Source organism: Bathymodiolus japonicus methanotrophic gill symbiont, assembly GCF_019721995.1.
Classification (GTDB): domain Bacteria; phylum Pseudomonadota; class Gammaproteobacteria; order Methylococcales; family Methylomonadaceae; genus Methyloprofundus.
In genome coordinates, this window is sequence record NZ_BLYC01000019.1 from 38,192 (window position 1) to 55,531 (window position 17,340).

The window sequence follows — 17,340 nt, forward strand, 5'->3', positions numbered from 1 at the left end:
ATATATGCATCAATCAACCAAAGAGAATGTAATGGATAATAAATTATTAGAGATTTTAGCCTGTCCCATTTGTAAGAGCCCTTTAATTTACGCTAAGAACGCACAGGAACTAATCTGTAAAGCAGACAAGCTTGCTTTTCCAGTTCGAGATGATATTCCGGTGATGCTTGAGGATGAAGCAAGAACCTTAAGTAGTGAAGAAATCGACAAATTATAATGGCTTGTGAGTTTAAGGTTGTTATTCCTGCAAGATATGGGTCCACCAGATTACCAGGTAAACCCTTAATAAATATTGCTGGCAAAGCCATGGTTTTACATGTCTGTGATCGGGCTAAATCTGCGGGGGCTACACAGATAGTAGTGGCAACAGATGATGCCAAAATACTGGAGGAAGTAAAAAACTACGGCTTTGATGCGGTGATGACCCATGATGCTCATGAAAGCGGCACCGAAAGGTTAGCTGAAGTAGCAGAGATTTTTCAGTGGCGCAAAGAGGACATTATTGTCAATTTACAAGGCGATGAACCCCTGATGCCCGCTGAATATATTGCTTTAGCAGCTAACTCTCTGGCACAGCAAAGTAGTGCTGAAATAGCAACTTTATCCGCCGAAATTTTGTTGGCAGAGGAAGTGTTTAATCCGCATGCGGTTAAAGTTGTCGTCGATAAATATAGTTATGCGCTGTACTTTAGCCGTGCTGCTATCCCCTGGGATAGAGACGAGTTTCAGCAATCAAATCAGACATCAATCAGCAAAAAAACGTACTTAAGACATATAGGCATGTATGCTTATCGAGTTGGTTTTTTGCAGCGCTATGTGCAATGGGATACTTCGGCACTGGAAAAAATTGAGATGCTGGAGCAATTAAGAATTCTCTGGGAAGGCGAAAAGATATTAGTCGCCGAAGTAGAGGCTGCACCCGAAGCAGGGGTTGATACTGAAGCCGATTTATTACGTGTAGAACAGGTGATGCTACAGAATTAGCCTAGCCTACGATTTGTAAATTTTTCATCTTGATTTTTATATAGGCTTGGTAGTGGGTGTTCTGCTCTTATGGGTTGGGTTGCTTCTGTGCCGCAAGTCGGAGAAAACAGAGCGTAAAGAAAATGCAGCGCTAACACCTTATTAAGGCGCTGGGTTTAGGAGCCGTGGTTAATTTCGTCGGTATTCCGTTTGCGCTGCCTTATTTCGCCGCGCTAGACCAGATTCTTAAAGCTAATTTCGCGGTGACTGAAACATTACTACTATTGCTTAGTTATAATATCCTGTATGCTCTGCCATTTACCATTGTGCCTATTCTGGTCGCAATATTAGGCGCAGGCAGTCAATCTATATTACAATCCATTAATACCTTTCTTGAGCGAGTGAGTGCTGTACTAATGCCGGTGTTACTTATTCTGCTTGGTGGCGCTTTAGTGGCGGATGCTACGAATTATTTTGTGACAGGAAAAGGTTTGTTTTAACGCTAGTATAATTAAGATCTGAAGTTTCCCAATAATTATTTATGGTAAAATTGAAACTATGCTACAACTATATGAAAAAAACAGTCTTTTCATTCGTTTCAAATGCTATTGCCTAAGGGGAATTAAGTAGGGGTTTGCTATAAACATGGCAAAACCACCTAAAATAAACCTCGATACACCAGAATTGTGTATTTCAGCTACTCAATAATTGGGAAACTTCAGATTAAGATTAAGGATAAGTCATGAGTGAATTGACTGAGGAAGATTACGGCCCATTACAAGGCTTAATCGGAGTTTGGCGGGGTGATAAAGGGCTTGATATAGCACCTGACCCAGAAGGTTCAGAAAATAATCCCTATTATGAAACCATCAGTTACTCTGCATGTGGTAATGTTACTAACGCTGAGAGTCAGGTGTTAGCAGCAATTTATTACCGTCAAATTGTTAAGCGTAAATCCAATGACGGTATTTTTCACGATCAAACGGGTTACTGGATGTGGGATGCTGCAAGGCAACTTGTGATACATGCACTGACTATACCGCGCGCGGTATGTGTACTGGCCGGTGGCAGGTATACGGAAAGCATGACAAGTGCAGGGGATGTTATTATCAACGTAACAGCGCATATAGATGATCCTGACTGGTCGATTATTCAAGCGCCGGTTATGCAGGAAAATGCTAAAACCACAGATTTCAGTCTAAGTATGACGCTAGGCAATGGCAAGTTATCTTATGCGCAAACAACGATGGTGGATATTTATGGTAAAGCTTTCGAGCATACCGATCAGAATGAATTGCTGCTTTCTTCATAAATCCTTCTTATGCGAGTTGATGATGCTTTCGTTTCACCATGAAGCGCATGAAGGACTTGAAGGGGTATATAAGTCGTCTGTTAAACTTCACTGCAATCACACCTACCTGATAGATGAAAAAACGGGTCCTTCAGGGTAATGAAAGCATTATTTTGCACAACTAAATCTGTAAAAATTAGGCTAACACATACTACCTAGAATCAGCGAGATAGGTGGCTTCTACTCGATGTTCAAGTTTTCAGCTATAACTGGGCTAAGAAAAGTAAATTTTTACGGCTTTGTTTTATAAGTGATTGATTTACAATGATGTTGATGCTTTCTTTGTCAGTAAAATTGTCAATAAAATCAATCAGTTAAAAAACTTGAACATCGAGTTCTAAATTGACGGATCAGCGAAGAACGCCATAAGTCCTTGATGGGTATGCCTTTTTCCCAGCCGGCCCCAGCTTGCCACGTCCTTTAGTTTTACCTACGTAGATCCAGTTGGCAGCTCTGTAACAAGTCCTTGCAAATCGCTCGGTATCAACAAAAGTTTCCAGTAACACCGGACGTATGTCATAACGCTCTTCCTATTGGGCAGGAAAGCGACGAGCTATCCTGGATATAATCGTAGAAGCGAGATTTTTGGATTTCACCCAGGGCATCATCAAAAAACGGGCATTGTTCACGACTAACGGCAGGTTTCTTTGCCGCTGTTCGTGACTCCAGCCAATAAACTGATTACGTGGTGCCGTTTGCCAGGCTGCGGCACTAAAGCCGAGTGGGGCAATTATGTGCTCGTCGAGGGTGACGAAGTAGCGAAGATGTGCGTCGGGTAGCGGTTTGTGACCTAGATAGTGCTTGCACGAAATAGATAATACCTTTTTAAAACAATATATTATCTTATAATAACACACAAAACCACTACTGAATATTCTGAGTATCCCTTTTAGGTGTTTTTCATAAAAAATAATTATACCATTGTTATTGAACAAGTATTTATTCTTACAAATCGAACTGGCAAATACTGAGTCCTCAATAACAACCCCATTTCACCAAAACTTCGCATCAGGTCTATGAGAAACATCATATCGTCATTGATGTCACATCGCGCGATGATATCCCACTCATCCTGCTGGGTTTACAACACATCTATACAACCGCTGAAAATCATGGAAACGGAGCTTAGCGAAGTGGTGATTTTTAGTCCCTGAAAGGCGACCGCTGTCAGCCCCGGACGGGCTGATAGTCTCCAGAAGGCGCAGGGAAATTTGCCAATCCGAAGTGCGCGATAGCGCGCGAGGGAGGCTAAAATTTTATCCCGAATAGCCGTAGAGCCATTTGTGGTAGCCATGACTGAGCTGCTTTGTGCTCAGTCTGTGGCGGACGCAGGGCGGCTGGAGCATCTCCTATTCGCTGCGTAGGTGAACGAATTACGGCGACAGGAGTCCCGGAATTTCGTGAGGTAGCATGGCGCGCCTGAGGGCAATTCGCTGATTCGACGTGTGCTAGCAGCACGCGAGAGGAGCAAGAATTGCATTCCGAATAGCCGTCCAGCCAGTGAGGTAGTAATGACGAAGCGGCTTTTGTGCGTAGTCGTTGCGGACGCAGGGCGTTCAGGGCATCTCCCATCCGCTGCGTAGGTGAACGAATTATGGCGACAGGAGTCCCGGAATTTCGGGAGGTAGCATGGCGCGCCTGCTAGCCTTTGAAAGAAGCTGTTTTTAACATCCTTCAAAAAGTCATTCCGCATAAAGCCAACAAAGAGAGTGAAGATACGCTTGCTGTAGACTCAGACCGAGGTCGCCCCGGTATGGAACAGTGGGCCATTTTGGTATTGGGTACCTTGTGTTCCCGGTAAATATCCTCGGAAAGCATGGAACATAAAAAAATAGAGTATAAACATGAAATTTTTAATACTTTTCGGGGCCAGTTTTTCTATTGCTCTTATTCAGAACTGAAGTTTCTTAGAAATTCATCAAGCAACCATTCGCAATAAAACGGCTACCACCGAATTTACAGGGGAGCTGCTGTATTTGGGGCAAACCCTTTCAAAATCCGTATCCAAAGTCGCTTCGGCAATGATGCGGCGGATATCTGAAAAGGCGAAACTAGCTCGCCCCTTCGCTGAAAATCAGGGAAACGGAGCCTAAGCGAAGTGAAGATTTTTAGTCCGCGATAGCCGTAGGGCCGTTGTTTTGTCGGAGTCTGAGCGTTAGCGAAGGTGGAGACAAAATAAAAGGCCATCCGACACGGCGTCAAGTCATTTGGAGCCTATGTTCCGACCCCTTGTTGGGTCGGGACGAGGTGACGAGGACGAATCGGGGCCGCCGGAGGCATTAGTGGTCGCGTTAAGTTTTTGCCGCTTGCTTGGGCTGGGATGCCCAAAACAAGCTTTCGCAAAAATAGCGACTCCCCGCCACTTTGTGCCGACGTTCCGGATCGGTTTTTAAACGATCCGCGTAAATCCACGTCAGCGTTGTTGCCATCATACAGAAGTTCAAATGGTTGGTCACTGCCTGCGCATTTCGACACTGACTTTTCTGACTCCCTATGTCTTGCTTGAGCTCTTTGAACCCGGATTCGATCGCTGAAAATCATGGAAACGGAGCTTAGCGAAGTGGTGATTTTTAGTCCCTGATAGTCGACAGGGCAATTCGCTGATTCGACGTGTGCTAGCAGCACGCGAGAGGAGCAAGAATTGCATTCGCTGAAAATCAGGGAAACGTAGCCTAACCCATCTTCGTCACTTTCATCCGCTGTCAGCCCCGGACGGGCTGATAGTCTCCAGAAGGCGCAGGGAAATTTGCCAATCCGAAGTGCGCGATAGCGCGCGAGGGAGGCTAAAATTTTATCCCGAATAGCCGTAGAGCCATTTGTGGTAGCCATGACTGAGCTGCTTTGTGCTCAGTCTGTGGCGGACGCAGGGCGGCTGGAGCATCTCCTATTCGCTGCGTAGGTGAACGAATTACGGCGACAGGAGTCCCGGAATTTCGTGAGGTAGCATGGCGCGCCTGTTATATTATCTTTGTCGATAAATTCATTGACTTTTGTCAAAAAAATCATCATTATTTGAGTGTAATTTACATGCGACAAAAATACTCTAAAAAATCCAACGTTTTATACAAAAACACAAAATCTGTAGTGCCAACTGGCTACTTTTTAAAATTTCAACCAATTGATTTATAACAACTACATCATCAATAGTGACGAAGATGGGCTAAGCGAAGTGAAGATTTTTAGTCCGCGATAGCCGTAGGGTCGTTGTTTTGTCGGAGTCTGAGCGTTAGCGAAGGTGGAGACAAAATAAAAGGCCATCCGACACGGCGTCAAGTCATTTGGAGCCTATGTTCCGACCCCCGCTGTCAGCCCCGGACGGGCTGATAGTCTCCAGAAGGCGCAGGGAAATTTGCCAATCCGAAGTGCGCGATAGCGCGCGAGGGAGGCTAAAATTTTATCCCGAATAGCCGTAGAGCCATTTGTGGTAGCCATGACTGAGCTGCTTTGTGCTCAGTCTGTGGCGGACGCAGGGCGGCTGGAGCATCTCCTATTCGCTGCGTAGGTGAACGAATTACGGCGACAGGAGTCCCGGAATTTCGTGAGGTAGCATGGCGCGCCTGTTGTTGGGTCGGGACGAGGTGACGAGGACGAATCGGGGCCGCCGGAGGCATAAGTGGTCGCGTTAAGTTTTTGCTGCTTGCTTGGGCTGGGATGCCCAAAACAAGCTTTCGCAAAAATAGCGACTCCCCGAGCCCGTACTTTTTATTCCGCCCCTCTGCTTGGGTTTTCTTTTTTCTGGACGATCGTACAGTACATTATTGCACCTTAACCTAGAGAGAATATTAAACCGGCTTCCGATAGCTTTGTAAACAGGCTTCCATAGGTCATTGTTGCCAAACCAGCTATCAGTGACTGTCAATATCGGAGCGGTGGAAAAATGTTCTGCAATTGCAATCAGCATTTGAGCCGCCTGAGTCATCTTGGTCTGGAAAGGAGCGACTTCCCCTCTTATCGTGGCAGTTTCTTTCATCTGTTTCAGGAGACGGAATCAGCTCCCAGATAGTTTTCCACAGCCCAGCCCACGGCAAAGTTGAAGAAGCCATGAAAGTGTAAAGGCGCTTATTCTTGATCTCAAACCCAAACAACGTATCAAGGCAACGCCAAAGATTAGATGTCATCGACGACGTAAAGGGAACGATAATAGACAGGATCGTGTAAACAAACAGAGAGGCTCGTTCGCGGCCTAAAGTGGTTTTGGAAAAATGATCTTGAAGCGGAAGTAAAGTATCGCGTAAAATGAACATGAATGAGGCCTGTTTGTTTGTATAATCAATGTGTTAGAGACTTTCATTATACAGTAAAACTAGGCCTCATTCACGATTAACCTGTTGTTTTTAAAAAGAAGTCAAGGCTTTTAGTCAACGGAATGCCATTAATATTAGTAATACCTAATATTTAAGATAAATAAGCATTAGCTGATACTCTTATGCTTTAAAAACTAGGAAACTTCAGATTCAGAAAAAACGCCTCAACCTCTTTAATATCCCTAGTCCTACGCATGGCTGGCACGCTGTTTAAAAACATATGCCCATAAGATTTTTTTAACAGTCGCGGATCACACAACAATAGCACACCACGGTCATTAACATCGCGAATTAAGCGTCCTATGCCCTGCCTCAACGAAATCACTGCGGTAGGTAGCTGGTATTCAATAAATGGCTTGCGCCCCTGCTTTTCCATCGCTTCCAGGCGGGCTTTTAGCACTGGATCCCCTGGCGATGAAAAGGGTAATTTATCGATAATCACAGTGGATAATGCATCGCCACGCACATCTATACCTTCCCAGAAACTCGCTGTACCGAGTAATACTGCATTGCCTTTTTGTTTAAAATCATCTAGTAAAATTGCTTTGGGCTTGTCGCCCTGTACCAATATCGGATATTTGATTTGTTTAGTTAATATTTTAGCAGCTGCCTGTAAGGCTCGGTGACTGGTAAACAGAAAAAAGGTACGACCTTTGCTGGCATTGATTACTGGAATAGCCACTTTAACAATTTCTTCGACAAATTCTGGCGCATTGGGCTGCGGCAAGCCTTTCGGATGATAAAACAAAGACTGATTGGGGAAGTCAAACGGGCTTTCCCAGCTATAGCTCTTGGGATCACTAAGACCCAGGCTTTTGGCGAAATGGTCAAACTTATGCGCAACACTTAACGTTGCCGAGGTGAAAATCCAGGTAGCGCTGTGCTGCGCCATAAAAGTTCTGAATTCGGCGGCGATATCCAGGGGTGTTAAATTCAGGGTAAATGATTTCTTATGCGTTTCATACCAGCGCACCCATTTGCCCGTATTGTTCTGCATCACATTTTTAAACTGCTCCTCCAGTTCCTCTGCGCGTTTAAAGCAGCTTTCCAAGCCTTTGCTGCGCACTGAGGCGAGTTCTAATTGATCGGCTAAATTATCCAGATGCTCCTGCAGGCGCAGCAAGCCATTCATTACTTTCGGATTTGCCTGAATATCCCTCCAGTCTCCTCGAACTTGGTTCATGCCAAAAGCCAGGCGCATATCTTTCACTTCATGCTCCAGGTTTTCACTCGCCACACGCAGATCAGGCATATCACTGGCATCCTGAAAATATTCCATTAACGCGTCTTTTGCCAAGTCACTGAGCTGCTTTGATCCCAGAGATCTGCCCAAGAAATTGGATGCGGTAGTGGCTAATTGATGCGCTTCATCAATAATCACCACATCGGCATTAGGTAGCAATTCACCAAAGCCTGTTTCCCTGATCGACCAGTCTGCACAGAGCAAATGATGGTTAACCACAATTAAATGCGCATCCTGGGCTTTTTTACGCGCTTTCATTAAGAAGCATTCTGCATATTCCGGACAATCCTGGCCTATACAATTCTCGCGTGTCGAAGTTGCCTGCCCCCAGATAGGGTTGGACTCCATCACATCAGGCATATCCGCAATATCGCCCGTGCGCGTACTCTTGGACCATTTTTTAATATTGGCAAGGCCTGCTGCCTCTTCGCGGCTAAAAACCAGGTTTGAGTGCACAGCTAGCTCTAACCTGTAGGTACACAGATAGTTAGCGCGTCCCTTTAGCAACGCGGCAGAAAATGGTACGGTCATCGCTGAGCGAATCAGCGGCACATCTTTATTAAATAACTGATCTTGCAGGTTTTTGGTACCCGTTGAAACAATGACTTTTTTGCCTGATAAAATTGCCGGAACAAGATAGGCAAAGGTTTTTCCAGTGCCTGTTCCAGCTTCAACGATAACATGCTCTTTATTTTCTATGCTCTGAGCAATTGCTTTGGCCATTTCAACCTGTGCCGCACGCGGCAAATAGCCAGGAATTACTTTTGCCAATGCACCATCAGCGGAAAAAGAAACCTCAATCTGTTGTTGATTATCCATTAATTTTTTAGTAATCCCATTTTTTGTAAACGCTCTCCGAGGACTTTACACTCTGTAGAAAATCGTAATATATCCTGAGCCGATAAGTGCAGACAGGTCACATAAGTTTCCGCCACCACCGTTGCCGATCTATGGGTATTCATTTTTAAGGATCGAATATCAATAAGTTCACCTTCACCCCGTTTAGCTATAACTCGATGTTCAAGTTTTTCCATCCCATTGCCATCAAACTCTTACCTTCACCCAGCAGAACAATACTTTAATGATGCTGTTGGCCCTAAGCGCCCTAAATCTCTGCCAATCATATGTTTTCCTGATGGCATCAGTTGAAACACATCCTTTATTAATTCACCTAACTCTTTCAGCTTATCACCAGGATCTGGAAACTCTAGCAATGACGTGATGAACTCAAGCAGTACATCCATTTGAGACTTGCGCTGTAAGCTTCCTACGGTATACGCAGGTAGTTTGCTTTCAATGCGGGCTATTTGCTCTGGGTGAAGGAGAAGGCAATGGTCAAACAAAAGACTCAGAATCAGGCCACGGCTTGATCCCTCTTCATCTAATTGTTTGGCCTCACGCCCCCATCCTTCATAAAGCTTCCAGTCCTCAAAGAAAACCTCAATCAGCCATCTCAACGTATAGGCTTGAATAATATATTGTGTGCGCCAAGTCAGGTCTGTCGCCACTAAATAGCGATAGTCGTTTTCACCGTCATATTTTAAGGCAATGACAAAGCGTTTTTTACTGTGAGAACTCACCTTTAATCGTGCACTGCTGACATTCACTTTAATCTCTTTGCCGCCACGTACACGTATTATCTGATCAATGCCTTTGTTAATCGAATTAAAGTAGCTCTCGACTGACCTTATTCTACCTCTATATTCAATATTTTGGTTTTTACGTAATTGGCTAATCACCTGCGAGCCTCCAGATTCTTTAGCGGCTTCGTCCATAAAGGCTTTTCACCATACAGCGCATCAGCCAGTACGCCTTTAATTTTAATCAGGCTATGCGCAACTTTAAACTCTTTTAATAAGCCTAATGCAATCTCTGTTTTGGTCGGGTAGGCACTGTCACGTTCAGGCTTAATAGGCCGATCTTTTTTTGCTATACCGCTCTTTTTCAACCGTTTATCTTCTTTATCCCGCTGCTTTAAGGCTGGATCCGGCATATAAAAGAAAAAACCGACAGGCACTGTAATGGATGAGGTAACTAGCAGCAATAATACTATCGTTTGTCCATTAACATACCCGCCGGAGCCTTTGTGTTTCTGTTTGTAAACTTTATAAATACGTTTTGTAGACTTAGATCGTGCTCGCTCTGATTCATCAAAGGCCAACACACCTTCAGTAATGCCATAACGTTTTAAAATTAAGACCACACTCACCCGTAGCAACCAGTCCCAGGGTATACTTGCTTTACGAAACACCCAGGATAATGCGGCTACTTTGCAATCTCCAAGGCTTGCTCGCTCAAACTTAGCCCAGCAAACAGAGTTCATTAGCAGTATGCCCGTTAAACAAGTGCCCAACCAAGCGGCTTGAATCCGTGTCAAAGCGGTTCCGGGTTTTAGCTGATTGAGCGCATCATTTAAATCGTCAATATAGCTTTGGATAAAGGTGGCTGGGGCATTCATTAACATGGGCTTACACCGATAAAATTACAACAACCTCAGAATACCTGATTTTACCTTCTCAATATCAAAAACTTGAACATCGAGTATAAGTTCATTCTCACCTGCTGCATTTGCAATCAATATCTGTACCTGGCCACTTAATATTATATACAACGAATCGCCTTTATCACCTTGGTAAAAAACTGTATCGCCAGGCAAGAAATTAACATAGCTAGCTTCATGCCCCATTTTCTCCAGAAAATCGACAGGCAAATCTTTAAACTGAAGTTTCACAATAATCTGAAGTTTCCCAATTATTGAGTAGCTGAAATACACAATGCTGGTGTATCGAGGTTTATTTTAGGTGGGTTTGCTATAACTCGATGTTCAAGTTTTTGATATTGAGAAGGTAAAATCAGGTATTCTGAGGTTGTTGTAATTTTATCGGTGTAAGCCCATGTTAATGAATGCCCCAGCCACCTTTATCCAAAGCTATATTGACGATTTAAATGATGCGCTCAATCAGCTAAAACCCGGAGCCGCTTTGACACGGATTCAAGCCGCTTGGTTGGGCACTTGTTTAACGGGCATACTGCTAATGAACTCTGTTTGCTGGGCTAAGTCTGAGCGATCAAGCCTTGGAGATTGCAAAGTAGCCGCATTATCCTGGGTGTTTCGTAAAGCAAGTATACCCTGGGACTGGTTGCTACGGGTGAGTGTGGTCTTAATTTTAAAACGTTATGGCATTACTGAAGGTGTGTTGGCCTTTGATGAATCAGAGCGAGCACGATCTAAGTCTACAAAACGTATTTATAAAGTTTACAAGCAGAAACACAAAGGCTCCGGCGGGTATGTTAATGGACAAACGATAGTATTATTGCTGCTAGTTACCTCATCCATACGCTGAAAATCAGGGAAACGGAGCCTAAGCGAAGTGATGATTTTTAGTCCGCGATAGCCGTAGGGCCGTTATTTTGTCGGAGTCTGAGCGTTAGCGAAGGTGGAGACAAAATAAAAGGCCATCCGACACGGCGTCAAGTCATTTGGAGCCTATGTTCCGACCCCTTGTTGGGTCGGGACGAGGTGACGAGGACGAATCGGGGCCGCCGGAGGCATAAGTGGTCGCGTTAAGTTTTTGCTGCTTGCTTGGGCTGGGATGCCCAAAACAAGCTTTCGCAAAAATAGCGACTCCCCGACAGTGCCTGTCGGTTTTTTCTTTTATATGCCGGATCCAGCCTTAAAGCAGCGGGATAAAGAAGATAAACGGTTGAAAAAGAGCGGTATAGCAAAAAAAGATCGGCCTATTAAGCCTGAACGTGACAGTGCCTACCCGACCAAAACAGAGATTGCATTAGGCTTATTAAAAGAGTTTAAAGTTGCGCATAGCCTGATTAAAGTTAAAGGCGTACTGGCTGATGCGCTGTATGGTGAAAAGCCTTTATGGACGAAGCCGCTAAAGAATCTGGAGGCTCGCAGGTGATTAGCCAATTACGTAAAAACCAAAATATTGAATATAGAGGTAGAATAAGGTCAGTCGAGAGCTACTTTAATTCGATTAACAAAGGCATTGATCAGATAATACGTGTACGTGGCGGCAAAGAGATTAAAGTGACTGTCAGCAGTGCACGATTAAAGGTGAGTTCTCACAGTAAAAAACGCTTTGTCATTGCCTTAAAATATGACGGTGAAAACGACTATCGCTATTTAGTGGCGACAGACCTGACTTGGCGCACACAAGATATTATTCAAGCCTATACGTTGAGATGGCTGATTGAGGTTTTCTTTGAGGACTGGAAGCTTTATGAAGGATGGGGGCGTGAGGCCAAACAATTAGATGAAGAGGGATCAAGCCGTGGCCTGATTCTGAGTCTTTTGTTTGACCATTGCCTTCTCCTTCACCCAGAGCAAATAGCCCGCATTGAAAGCAAACTACCTGAGTATACCGTAGGAAGCTTACAGCGCAAGTCTCAAATGGATGTACTGCTTGAGTTCATCACGTCATTGCTAGAGTTTCCAGATCCTGGTGATAAGCTGAAAGAGTTAGGTGAATTAATAAAGGATGTGTTTCAACTGATGCCATCAGGAAAACATATGATTGGCAGAGATTTAGGGCGCTTAGAGCCAACAGCATCATTAAAGTATTGTTCTGCTGGGTGAAGGTAAGAGTTTGATGGCAATGGGATGGAAAAACTTGAACATCGAGTGTAAGGTATCGTCAAGTGGCGGCAGAGGCTAGCCGCTATCATTGATACCACTAACAGCCCGGATAAAATCAATAAAGTCTCAGGCAAGGTCAGCATTTAATAAACCTCCACATTGTCATAATAAAGCTGTTTAGATAATTATAAGAATAAAAAAATTATGCCGTAATAAATAATGCTTTACCAATAGCTTACACTGAATTCCTAACAATTGACCAAGTTTACACCCTGACAATCATCTAAGTTAAATTTGACTTTTACGCCAAAATCATTAAATTTAGTAGGCTGAAACGTTTGCAATAACCCGTAGCTCGGGAGAAAAATTGCCTACATTTCTTTAAAGCTTAAAACTAATATTAGTCTTAACAACAACAAAAACGGATCTATTTTTTAAATAGAATCTTTGGAGGAATTATATGAAGAATCCATTAAAGAGCGTACTACTTGCTTCATCGGTAGCTGCTCTGCTTGCATTACCTGCTATTTCATCAGCAAATAGCGGCGTAGAATCATTAACGAAAAACCCGGCTAACTGGGCGACAGCTCTTGGTAACTATGCCGGAACTCGTTATAGCAAACTCGATCAAATTAATACCAAAAATGTAAAAACTCTGCAACCTGCATGGTCTTTTTCTACGGGTGTACTACGTGGCCATGAAGGTGGTCCATTAGTTATTGGTGATGTAATTTACATCCACACACCTTTCCCTAATACAGTTTATGCACTGGATCAGGAATCTCGTGCAGTTATCTGGGAATACACTCCGACTATGGATGCTGACGTTACCATCCCGGTCATGTGTTGTGACACTGTTAACCGTGGTTTATCTTACGGTGACGGTAAAATTTTCCTGCAACAATCTGATACTGTATTAACAGCATTGGATGCTAAAACTGGTAAGCGTGTCTGGAGTGTACAGAATGGTGATCCTAAATTAGGTATGACTAACACTCAAGCACCTTTAGTTGTTAAAGACAAAGTGATCACTGGTATTTCTGGTGGTGAGTTTGGTGTGCGTGGCTTCCTTGCTGCTTATGACATTAAAACAGGTCAGCTAGCATGGAAAGGCTATAGCATGGGGCCTGATGGTGATACTATCATCAACCCTGGTAAAACAACTACCTGGGAAAATGCTAAAGTCACAAAAGTTGGTAAAAATTCAGGTTTAAGCACCTGGGAAGGGGACCAATGGAAAATAGGTGGTGGTACTACCTGGGGCTGGTTTAGCTATGACTCAGACTTGAACCTGGTTTATTATGGTTCTGGTAACCCATCTACATGGAACCCTGTACAACGTCCTGGTGACAACAAGTGGTCTATGTCTTTATGGGCTCGTGATGCTGACACAGGTGAAGTTAAATGGGTATACCAGATGACTCCACATGATGAGTGGGATTTTGATGGTATCAATGAAACTGTTTTAGTTGACCAAAAAGTCAATGGTAAAATGCGTAAGTTAATTGTGCATTTTGATCGTAATGGTTTTGGTTACACGTTAGACCGTGTTACTGGTGAGCTGTTAGTTGCTGAGAAATTTGATAAAACAGTTAATTGGGCAACTCATATTGATATGAAATCAGGTCGTCCTGTTTTAGACCTTAAGTACAGCCCAGAAGCTAATGGTGAAGATGAAAATACAGTCGGTGCTTGTCCTGCTGCATTAGGTTCTAAAAACCAGCAGCCGGTTTCATTCTCTCCACAAACGGGTTTATTCTACATCTCAGGTAACCACCTATGTATGGAATACGAACCTTTTGAAGTATCTTACACTGCTGGTCAACCATACGTTGGTGCGACACTAAATATGATGCCTGCTGGTGGTGATGTATTGACTGGTAAAAAAGATGGTTCTACCAACTTAGGCCAATTCACTGCATGGGATGCGACTACAGGTAAAATCGTCTGGTCTAACAAAGAAACTTTCTCTGTCTGGTCTGGTTCGGTTGCAACGGCAGGTGGCGTAGTATTCTACGGTACACTTGAAGGTTACCTAAAAGCAGTTGATGCTAAAACAGGTAAAGAATTGTATAAATTCAAAACACCTTCTGGCATCATCGGTAACGTCAATACCTGGTCTTACAAAGGCAAGCAATATGTAGGTGTCCTTTCTGGTATCGGCGGATGGGCTGGTATTGGTATCGCTGCAGGACTTGATTCAGGAGAATCTGATTCTAACTCTGAAGGCCTAGGAGCGGTTGGAGCATACAGAAGTTTAAGCTCTTTCACTAAATTAGGTGGCGTATTCACTGTATTTGCATTACCTAACTAAACTAATCTGTTTTATTAGATTAGCAGAAACCTAAAAAGCCCCGGCTAATTTTTTAGCCGGGGCTTTTTAGGTTTCTGCTGCATTGTAAAATATCCAAATACAAAAGTAGTTGTAGGGCTTGGCTTTAGCCCGCCTTTTAGCTTAACAAAGGCGGGCTAAAGCCAAGCCCTACAGATATTATTAAAGGAACCCATGTCATTATCACACTTTTCAAAATTACTGCTCACTACCTTATTATTTTCCGTAGCACTTTCTAGCCACGCCACTGAAAAATTCAGAGTTTGCGCCGACCCGCTTAACCCACCCTACTCGAGCAAAAATAAGGATGGTTATGAAAATAGGATTGCTGAGTTGTTCGCCGCTCAACTGGGACAGGAGGTGGAATATTACTGGTTTCCCCAGCGCATTGGCTTTGTACGCAATACTTTGAAAAAAAAGATAAACGAACAAAGCAAGCAATTTAGATGTGATGTCATTATCGGCGTGCCTGCGGGCTTTGACTTTACTGCTACTACGGACTCTTATTATCACTCAACTTATGTGTTATTAATTGCCAAAGGCCGTGGCTGGGACAATATTACTATTCCCGAGCAACTTAGATCTCTGCCGCTGGCTAAACAGGATAGTTTAAAAATAGCGATGTTTGACCGGGGACCAGGAACAGCTTGGCTACAGAAAAGCGGTTTATTAGAACAGGGGGTTCCCTATCAAACCATGACTGGCGATGATGAGAATAACACCACCATGATGATAGAAAAGGAATTACAGGCAGGTAATATTGATATGGTGATATTATGGGGTCCAATGGCGGGATACATAGTCTCGCAAAAACCTGATGCCTATATAATGCTACCGATGCAGTCCAGCCTGAATATGAAGTTTGATTACTCTATGGCGATGGGCGTGCGCTATGGTGATAATGCTCGTAAGACCCAGTTAAATGAACTTATCAGTAGAAACCAGCAGGAAATTTATAATATTCTGCAAAGCTACCATGTGCCTTTACTGCCTATCCCGGCAAAGCAAGTGCGCAAGGATGATTAACCTTGCGCATCACATGATCTTAAAAACCGCAGTTGACCGCTATATAAGGAACAGAAAATAATACTATCAATTAACTATTGAAATTATTTCATGTGGTGTGTTAAAAGTTATCCATAACCTGATAAGTTATGGATAACTAATGCTCACAGCTTACGAATAAAAAATAGAATATCAGATGATTGTATTTTTTGGCACTGTTCTGGTCTAATAAAACCGAACACATAAGTGAGCGATAATAACTATTACTCCAAGAGGTGTCAGAAATGGAAAAACGCAGTTATAGAAATTATCCGAAAGATTTTAAAGGAAAGGACTGTTAGTCAAATTAATGATCAAGGCTATTCCGTACCCGAAGCAGCAAAGTCATTGGGTATTCGTACTAATCTTCTCTATCGATGGAAACAGCAAATTGAAGATCAGCAACGGGGAAAATCACTAGCTGAAGATGAAAGGGAAGAGCTGAAGCGTTTACGCAAAGAAATCAAGTGATTGCGTATGGAGAAAGACACTTTAAAAAAGTCAGCGTCTTCTTTGCGAAAGAAATTAAGTGAAATAACACTTTATTCAACAGCAATCAGAAGGCAAGTTTGTAAACTAATTGTGCCGTGTCATGCAAATGGGCCCTTCGGCTTATTATGTCTGGCTTAAACGTCCAGCAACACTTATTACAGAAGAAGAGCTTCATTTGTACCGTAGAGCTAAAGCCTTGTTTATTGAAAGCCGTGAGAGCGTAGGGAGTCGACAATTAATGAATGAACTACGTACTGAAGGCTTTCAAATAGGGAGATACAAAACCGGGTCGTTGATGAAGCGATTAAAACTTACTGTTAAACAGCGTGTCGCCTACTAAAGTATCCACCAAGCGAAAGCACAGTGATGCTGTCGCCGACAACCTGTTAAATTAGAATTTTAATTCGGTCGCAGCTAACGAGATCTAGGCGGGAGATATCACCTATTTACGCACCGCTGAAGGCTGGATGTATTTAGCGATTGTCATGGACTTGTATTCACGCAGGATCGTTGCTGGCATATCGATAAACGCATGACAGGTCACCTCCGTTGCACAGGCATTAACTCAAGCCGCTAAGATTCGTCAGCCTGGTAAAGGTCAGGTTTCTCATACCGGCCGTGGCTCACAGTACACCAAGTCAACGTTTTCGTTAGTTACTCACCTATCACCGTTTGCGTGCCTCTATGGGCGATGTGGGAAGTTGTTACGAGAATGCGGTAGTTGAACGTTTTTTTGGTAGTTTAAAACACGACTGGACTCTTAAAGTATATCAACCAACGCGCGAGTTTATGAAGCAAGAGGTCACGAGTTATATGATACAACCTGGTTCGATTGCATACGGCTAATGGCAATATGTCACCGGCCAATTTCTCAAATTAATTTGTCCGGTCTAGGCTGACCAGTACAGTGTTCATGATCATAATAATACGCCCCCTTTTTTCGGGGTCAAATGAGGCTAAAAAATTAGAGAATGTTGTCATGAAGTTTTATTGGATACGAAGATATTCTGGCAAAGT

The 17,340-nt window shown here is 43.4% G+C and carries 24 protein-coding genes and 2 pseudogenes; 11 read left to right on the top strand and 15 right to left on the bottom strand.

Annotated elements, in window-relative coordinates; all coding sequences use genetic code 11:
• The first annotated feature begins 31 nt into the window (after positions 1-31).
• The 4 genes from K6984_RS19850 (at position 32) to K6984_RS19865 (ending at position 2,275) form a co-directional block, all read left to right on the top strand.
• Positions 32-217, top strand: a complete 186-nt coding sequence (locus K6984_RS19850; RefSeq protein ID WP_221897089.1) for a Trm112 family protein — start codon at positions 32-34, stop codon at positions 215-217.
• A complete protein-coding gene (gene kdsB, locus K6984_RS19855) occupies positions 217-984 on the top strand; it encodes a 3-deoxy-manno-octulosonate cytidylyltransferase (RefSeq protein ID WP_221897090.1) in 768 nt (255 codons plus the stop codon). Before K6984_RS19850 ends, kdsB begins: the two co-directional genes overlap by 1 nt.
• A gap of 164 nt (positions 985-1,148) precedes the next feature.
• Positions 1,149-1,463: a hypothetical protein gene (locus tag K6984_RS19860; protein ID WP_221897091.1), complete on the top strand. Its 315-nt coding sequence runs from the start codon at positions 1,149-1,151 to the stop codon at positions 1,461-1,463.
• Between the two features lie 242 nt (positions 1,464-1,705).
• The gene (locus tag K6984_RS19865; protein WP_221897092.1) at positions 1,706-2,275 is read left to right on the top strand and encodes a heme-binding beta-barrel domain-containing protein; all 570 of its coding nucleotides are present in this window, start codon (positions 1,706-1,708) and stop codon (positions 2,273-2,275) included.
• A 569-nt stretch (positions 2,276-2,844) separates the two neighbouring features.
• Here K6984_RS19865 and K6984_RS35815 read toward each other — a convergent pair.
• The 5 genes and pseudogenes from K6984_RS35815 to K6984_RS31425 form a co-directional block, all read right to left on the bottom strand.
• Complete coding sequence (locus K6984_RS35815) at positions 2,845-3,171, bottom strand: Druantia anti-phage system protein DruA (protein WP_338024559.1); 327 nt, start codon at positions 3,169-3,171, stop codon at positions 2,845-2,847.
• Positions 3,172-3,395: 224 nt separating this feature from the next.
• The gene (locus tag K6984_RS19875; protein WP_221897093.1) at positions 3,396-3,608 is read right to left on the bottom strand and encodes a hypothetical protein; all 213 of its coding nucleotides are present in this window, start codon (positions 3,606-3,608) and stop codon (positions 3,396-3,398) included.
• On the bottom strand, positions 3,563-3,886 hold the full coding sequence (locus K6984_RS19880) for a hypothetical protein (protein WP_221897094.1): 324 nt from the start codon (positions 3,884-3,886) through the stop codon (positions 3,563-3,565). The genes K6984_RS19875 and K6984_RS19880 overlap by 46 nt, the downstream gene beginning before the upstream one ends.
• Before the next feature lie 384 nt (positions 3,887-4,270).
• Positions 4,271-4,501: a hypothetical protein gene (locus K6984_RS19885; protein WP_221897095.1), complete on the bottom strand. Its 231-nt coding sequence runs from the start codon at positions 4,499-4,501 to the stop codon at positions 4,271-4,273.
• A 146-nt stretch (positions 4,502-4,647) separates the two neighbouring features.
• Positions 4,648-4,842 (bottom strand): annotated as a pseudogene (locus K6984_RS31425) (IS701 family transposase); the annotation flags it as partial.
• Positions 4,843-5,155: 313 nt separating this feature from the next.
• On the opposite strand from K6984_RS31425, the gene K6984_RS19895 reads away from it, so the two are divergent.
• Entirely contained in the window at positions 5,156-5,443 is a 288-nt protein-coding gene (locus K6984_RS19895; protein WP_221895026.1) for a hypothetical protein, read from the top strand.
• A gap of 3 nt (positions 5,444-5,446) precedes the next feature.
• On the opposite strand, the gene K6984_RS34255 is transcribed toward K6984_RS19895, so the two are convergent.
• From K6984_RS34255 to K6984_RS19930, 9 genes are all read right to left on the bottom strand, one after another.
• Positions 5,447-5,572, bottom strand: a complete 126-nt coding sequence (locus tag K6984_RS34255) for a hypothetical protein (RefSeq protein ID WP_263458811.1) — start codon at positions 5,570-5,572, stop codon at positions 5,447-5,449.
• A 27-nt stretch (positions 5,573-5,599) separates the two neighbouring features.
• Entirely contained in the window at positions 5,600-5,746 is a 147-nt protein-coding gene (locus K6984_RS19900) for a hypothetical protein (RefSeq protein WP_221897097.1), read from the bottom strand.
• Positions 5,701-5,988, bottom strand: a complete 288-nt coding sequence (locus K6984_RS19905; protein WP_221897098.1) for a hypothetical protein — start codon at positions 5,986-5,988, stop codon at positions 5,701-5,703. Before K6984_RS19905 ends, K6984_RS19900 begins: the two co-directional genes overlap by 46 nt.
• Positions 5,937-6,215, bottom strand: coding sequence for a hypothetical protein (locus K6984_RS19910; protein WP_221897099.1), 279 nt, complete (start codon positions 6,213-6,215; stop codon positions 5,937-5,939). The genes K6984_RS19905 and K6984_RS19910 overlap by 52 nt, the downstream gene beginning before the upstream one ends.
• A gap of 530 nt (positions 6,216-6,745) precedes the next feature.
• Entirely contained in the window at positions 6,746-8,680 is a 1,935-nt protein-coding gene (locus K6984_RS19915; RefSeq protein WP_221897100.1) for a DNA repair helicase YoaA, read from the bottom strand.
• Complete coding sequence (locus K6984_RS19920; RefSeq protein WP_221897101.1) at positions 8,680-8,895, bottom strand: cyclic nucleotide-binding domain-containing protein; 216 nt, start codon at positions 8,893-8,895, stop codon at positions 8,680-8,682. Before K6984_RS19920 ends, K6984_RS19915 begins: the two co-directional genes overlap by 1 nt.
• Positions 8,896-8,919: 24 nt before the next feature.
• Entirely contained in the window at positions 8,920-9,636 is a 717-nt protein-coding gene (locus tag K6984_RS31430) for a hypothetical protein (RefSeq protein ID WP_230988200.1), read from the bottom strand.
• Positions 9,597-10,325: a transposase gene (locus K6984_RS31435; RefSeq protein ID WP_230988201.1), complete on the bottom strand. Its 729-nt coding sequence runs from the start codon at positions 10,323-10,325 to the stop codon at positions 9,597-9,599. Before K6984_RS31435 ends, K6984_RS31430 begins: the two co-directional genes overlap by 40 nt.
• 18 nt (positions 10,326-10,343) lie before the next feature.
• Positions 10,344-10,592 (bottom strand): cyclic nucleotide-binding domain-containing protein, encoded by a 249-nt coding sequence (locus K6984_RS19930; protein WP_221897102.1) that lies wholly within the window; start codon positions 10,590-10,592, stop codon positions 10,344-10,346.
• 163 nt (positions 10,593-10,755) lie between these two features.
• Here K6984_RS19930 and K6984_RS19935 point away from each other — a divergent pair, with 163 nt between their 5' ends.
• On the top strand, positions 10,756-11,205 hold the full coding sequence (locus K6984_RS19935) for a hypothetical protein (RefSeq protein ID WP_221897103.1): 450 nt from the start codon (positions 10,756-10,758) through the stop codon (positions 11,203-11,205).
• Positions 11,206-11,348: 143 nt separating this feature from the next.
• Here K6984_RS19935 and K6984_RS34260 read toward each other — a convergent pair whose 3' ends face one another.
• Positions 11,349-11,477, bottom strand: coding sequence for a hypothetical protein (locus tag K6984_RS34260; protein ID WP_263458596.1), 129 nt, complete (start codon positions 11,475-11,477; stop codon positions 11,349-11,351).
• Here K6984_RS34260 and K6984_RS19940 point away from each other — a divergent pair.
• From K6984_RS19940 to K6984_RS19960, 5 genes and pseudogenes are all read left to right on the top strand, one after another.
• Entirely contained in the window at positions 11,455-11,778 is a 324-nt protein-coding gene (locus tag K6984_RS19940; protein ID WP_221897104.1) for a hypothetical protein, read from the top strand. The two genes, K6984_RS34260 and K6984_RS19940, sit on opposite strands and share 23 nt — an antisense overlap.
• Entirely contained in the window at positions 11,739-12,455 is a 717-nt protein-coding gene (locus K6984_RS19945) for a hypothetical protein (RefSeq protein ID WP_230988202.1), read from the top strand. The genes K6984_RS19940 and K6984_RS19945 overlap by 40 nt, the downstream gene beginning before the upstream one ends.
• A gap of 460 nt (positions 12,456-12,915) precedes the next feature.
• A complete protein-coding gene (locus K6984_RS19950; protein WP_221897105.1) occupies positions 12,916-14,769 on the top strand; it encodes a methanol/ethanol family PQQ-dependent dehydrogenase in 1,854 nt (617 codons plus the stop codon).
• Positions 14,770-14,961: 192 nt separating this feature from the next.
• On the top strand, positions 14,962-15,813 hold the full coding sequence (locus K6984_RS19955; protein ID WP_221897106.1) for a quinoprotein dehydrogenase-associated putative ABC transporter substrate-binding protein: 852 nt from the start codon (positions 14,962-14,964) through the stop codon (positions 15,811-15,813).
• 263 nt (positions 15,814-16,076) lie between these two features.
• Positions 16,077-17,203: pseudogene (locus tag K6984_RS19960) on the top strand (IS3 family transposase).
• Positions 17,204-17,340: the final 137 nt, after the last annotated feature.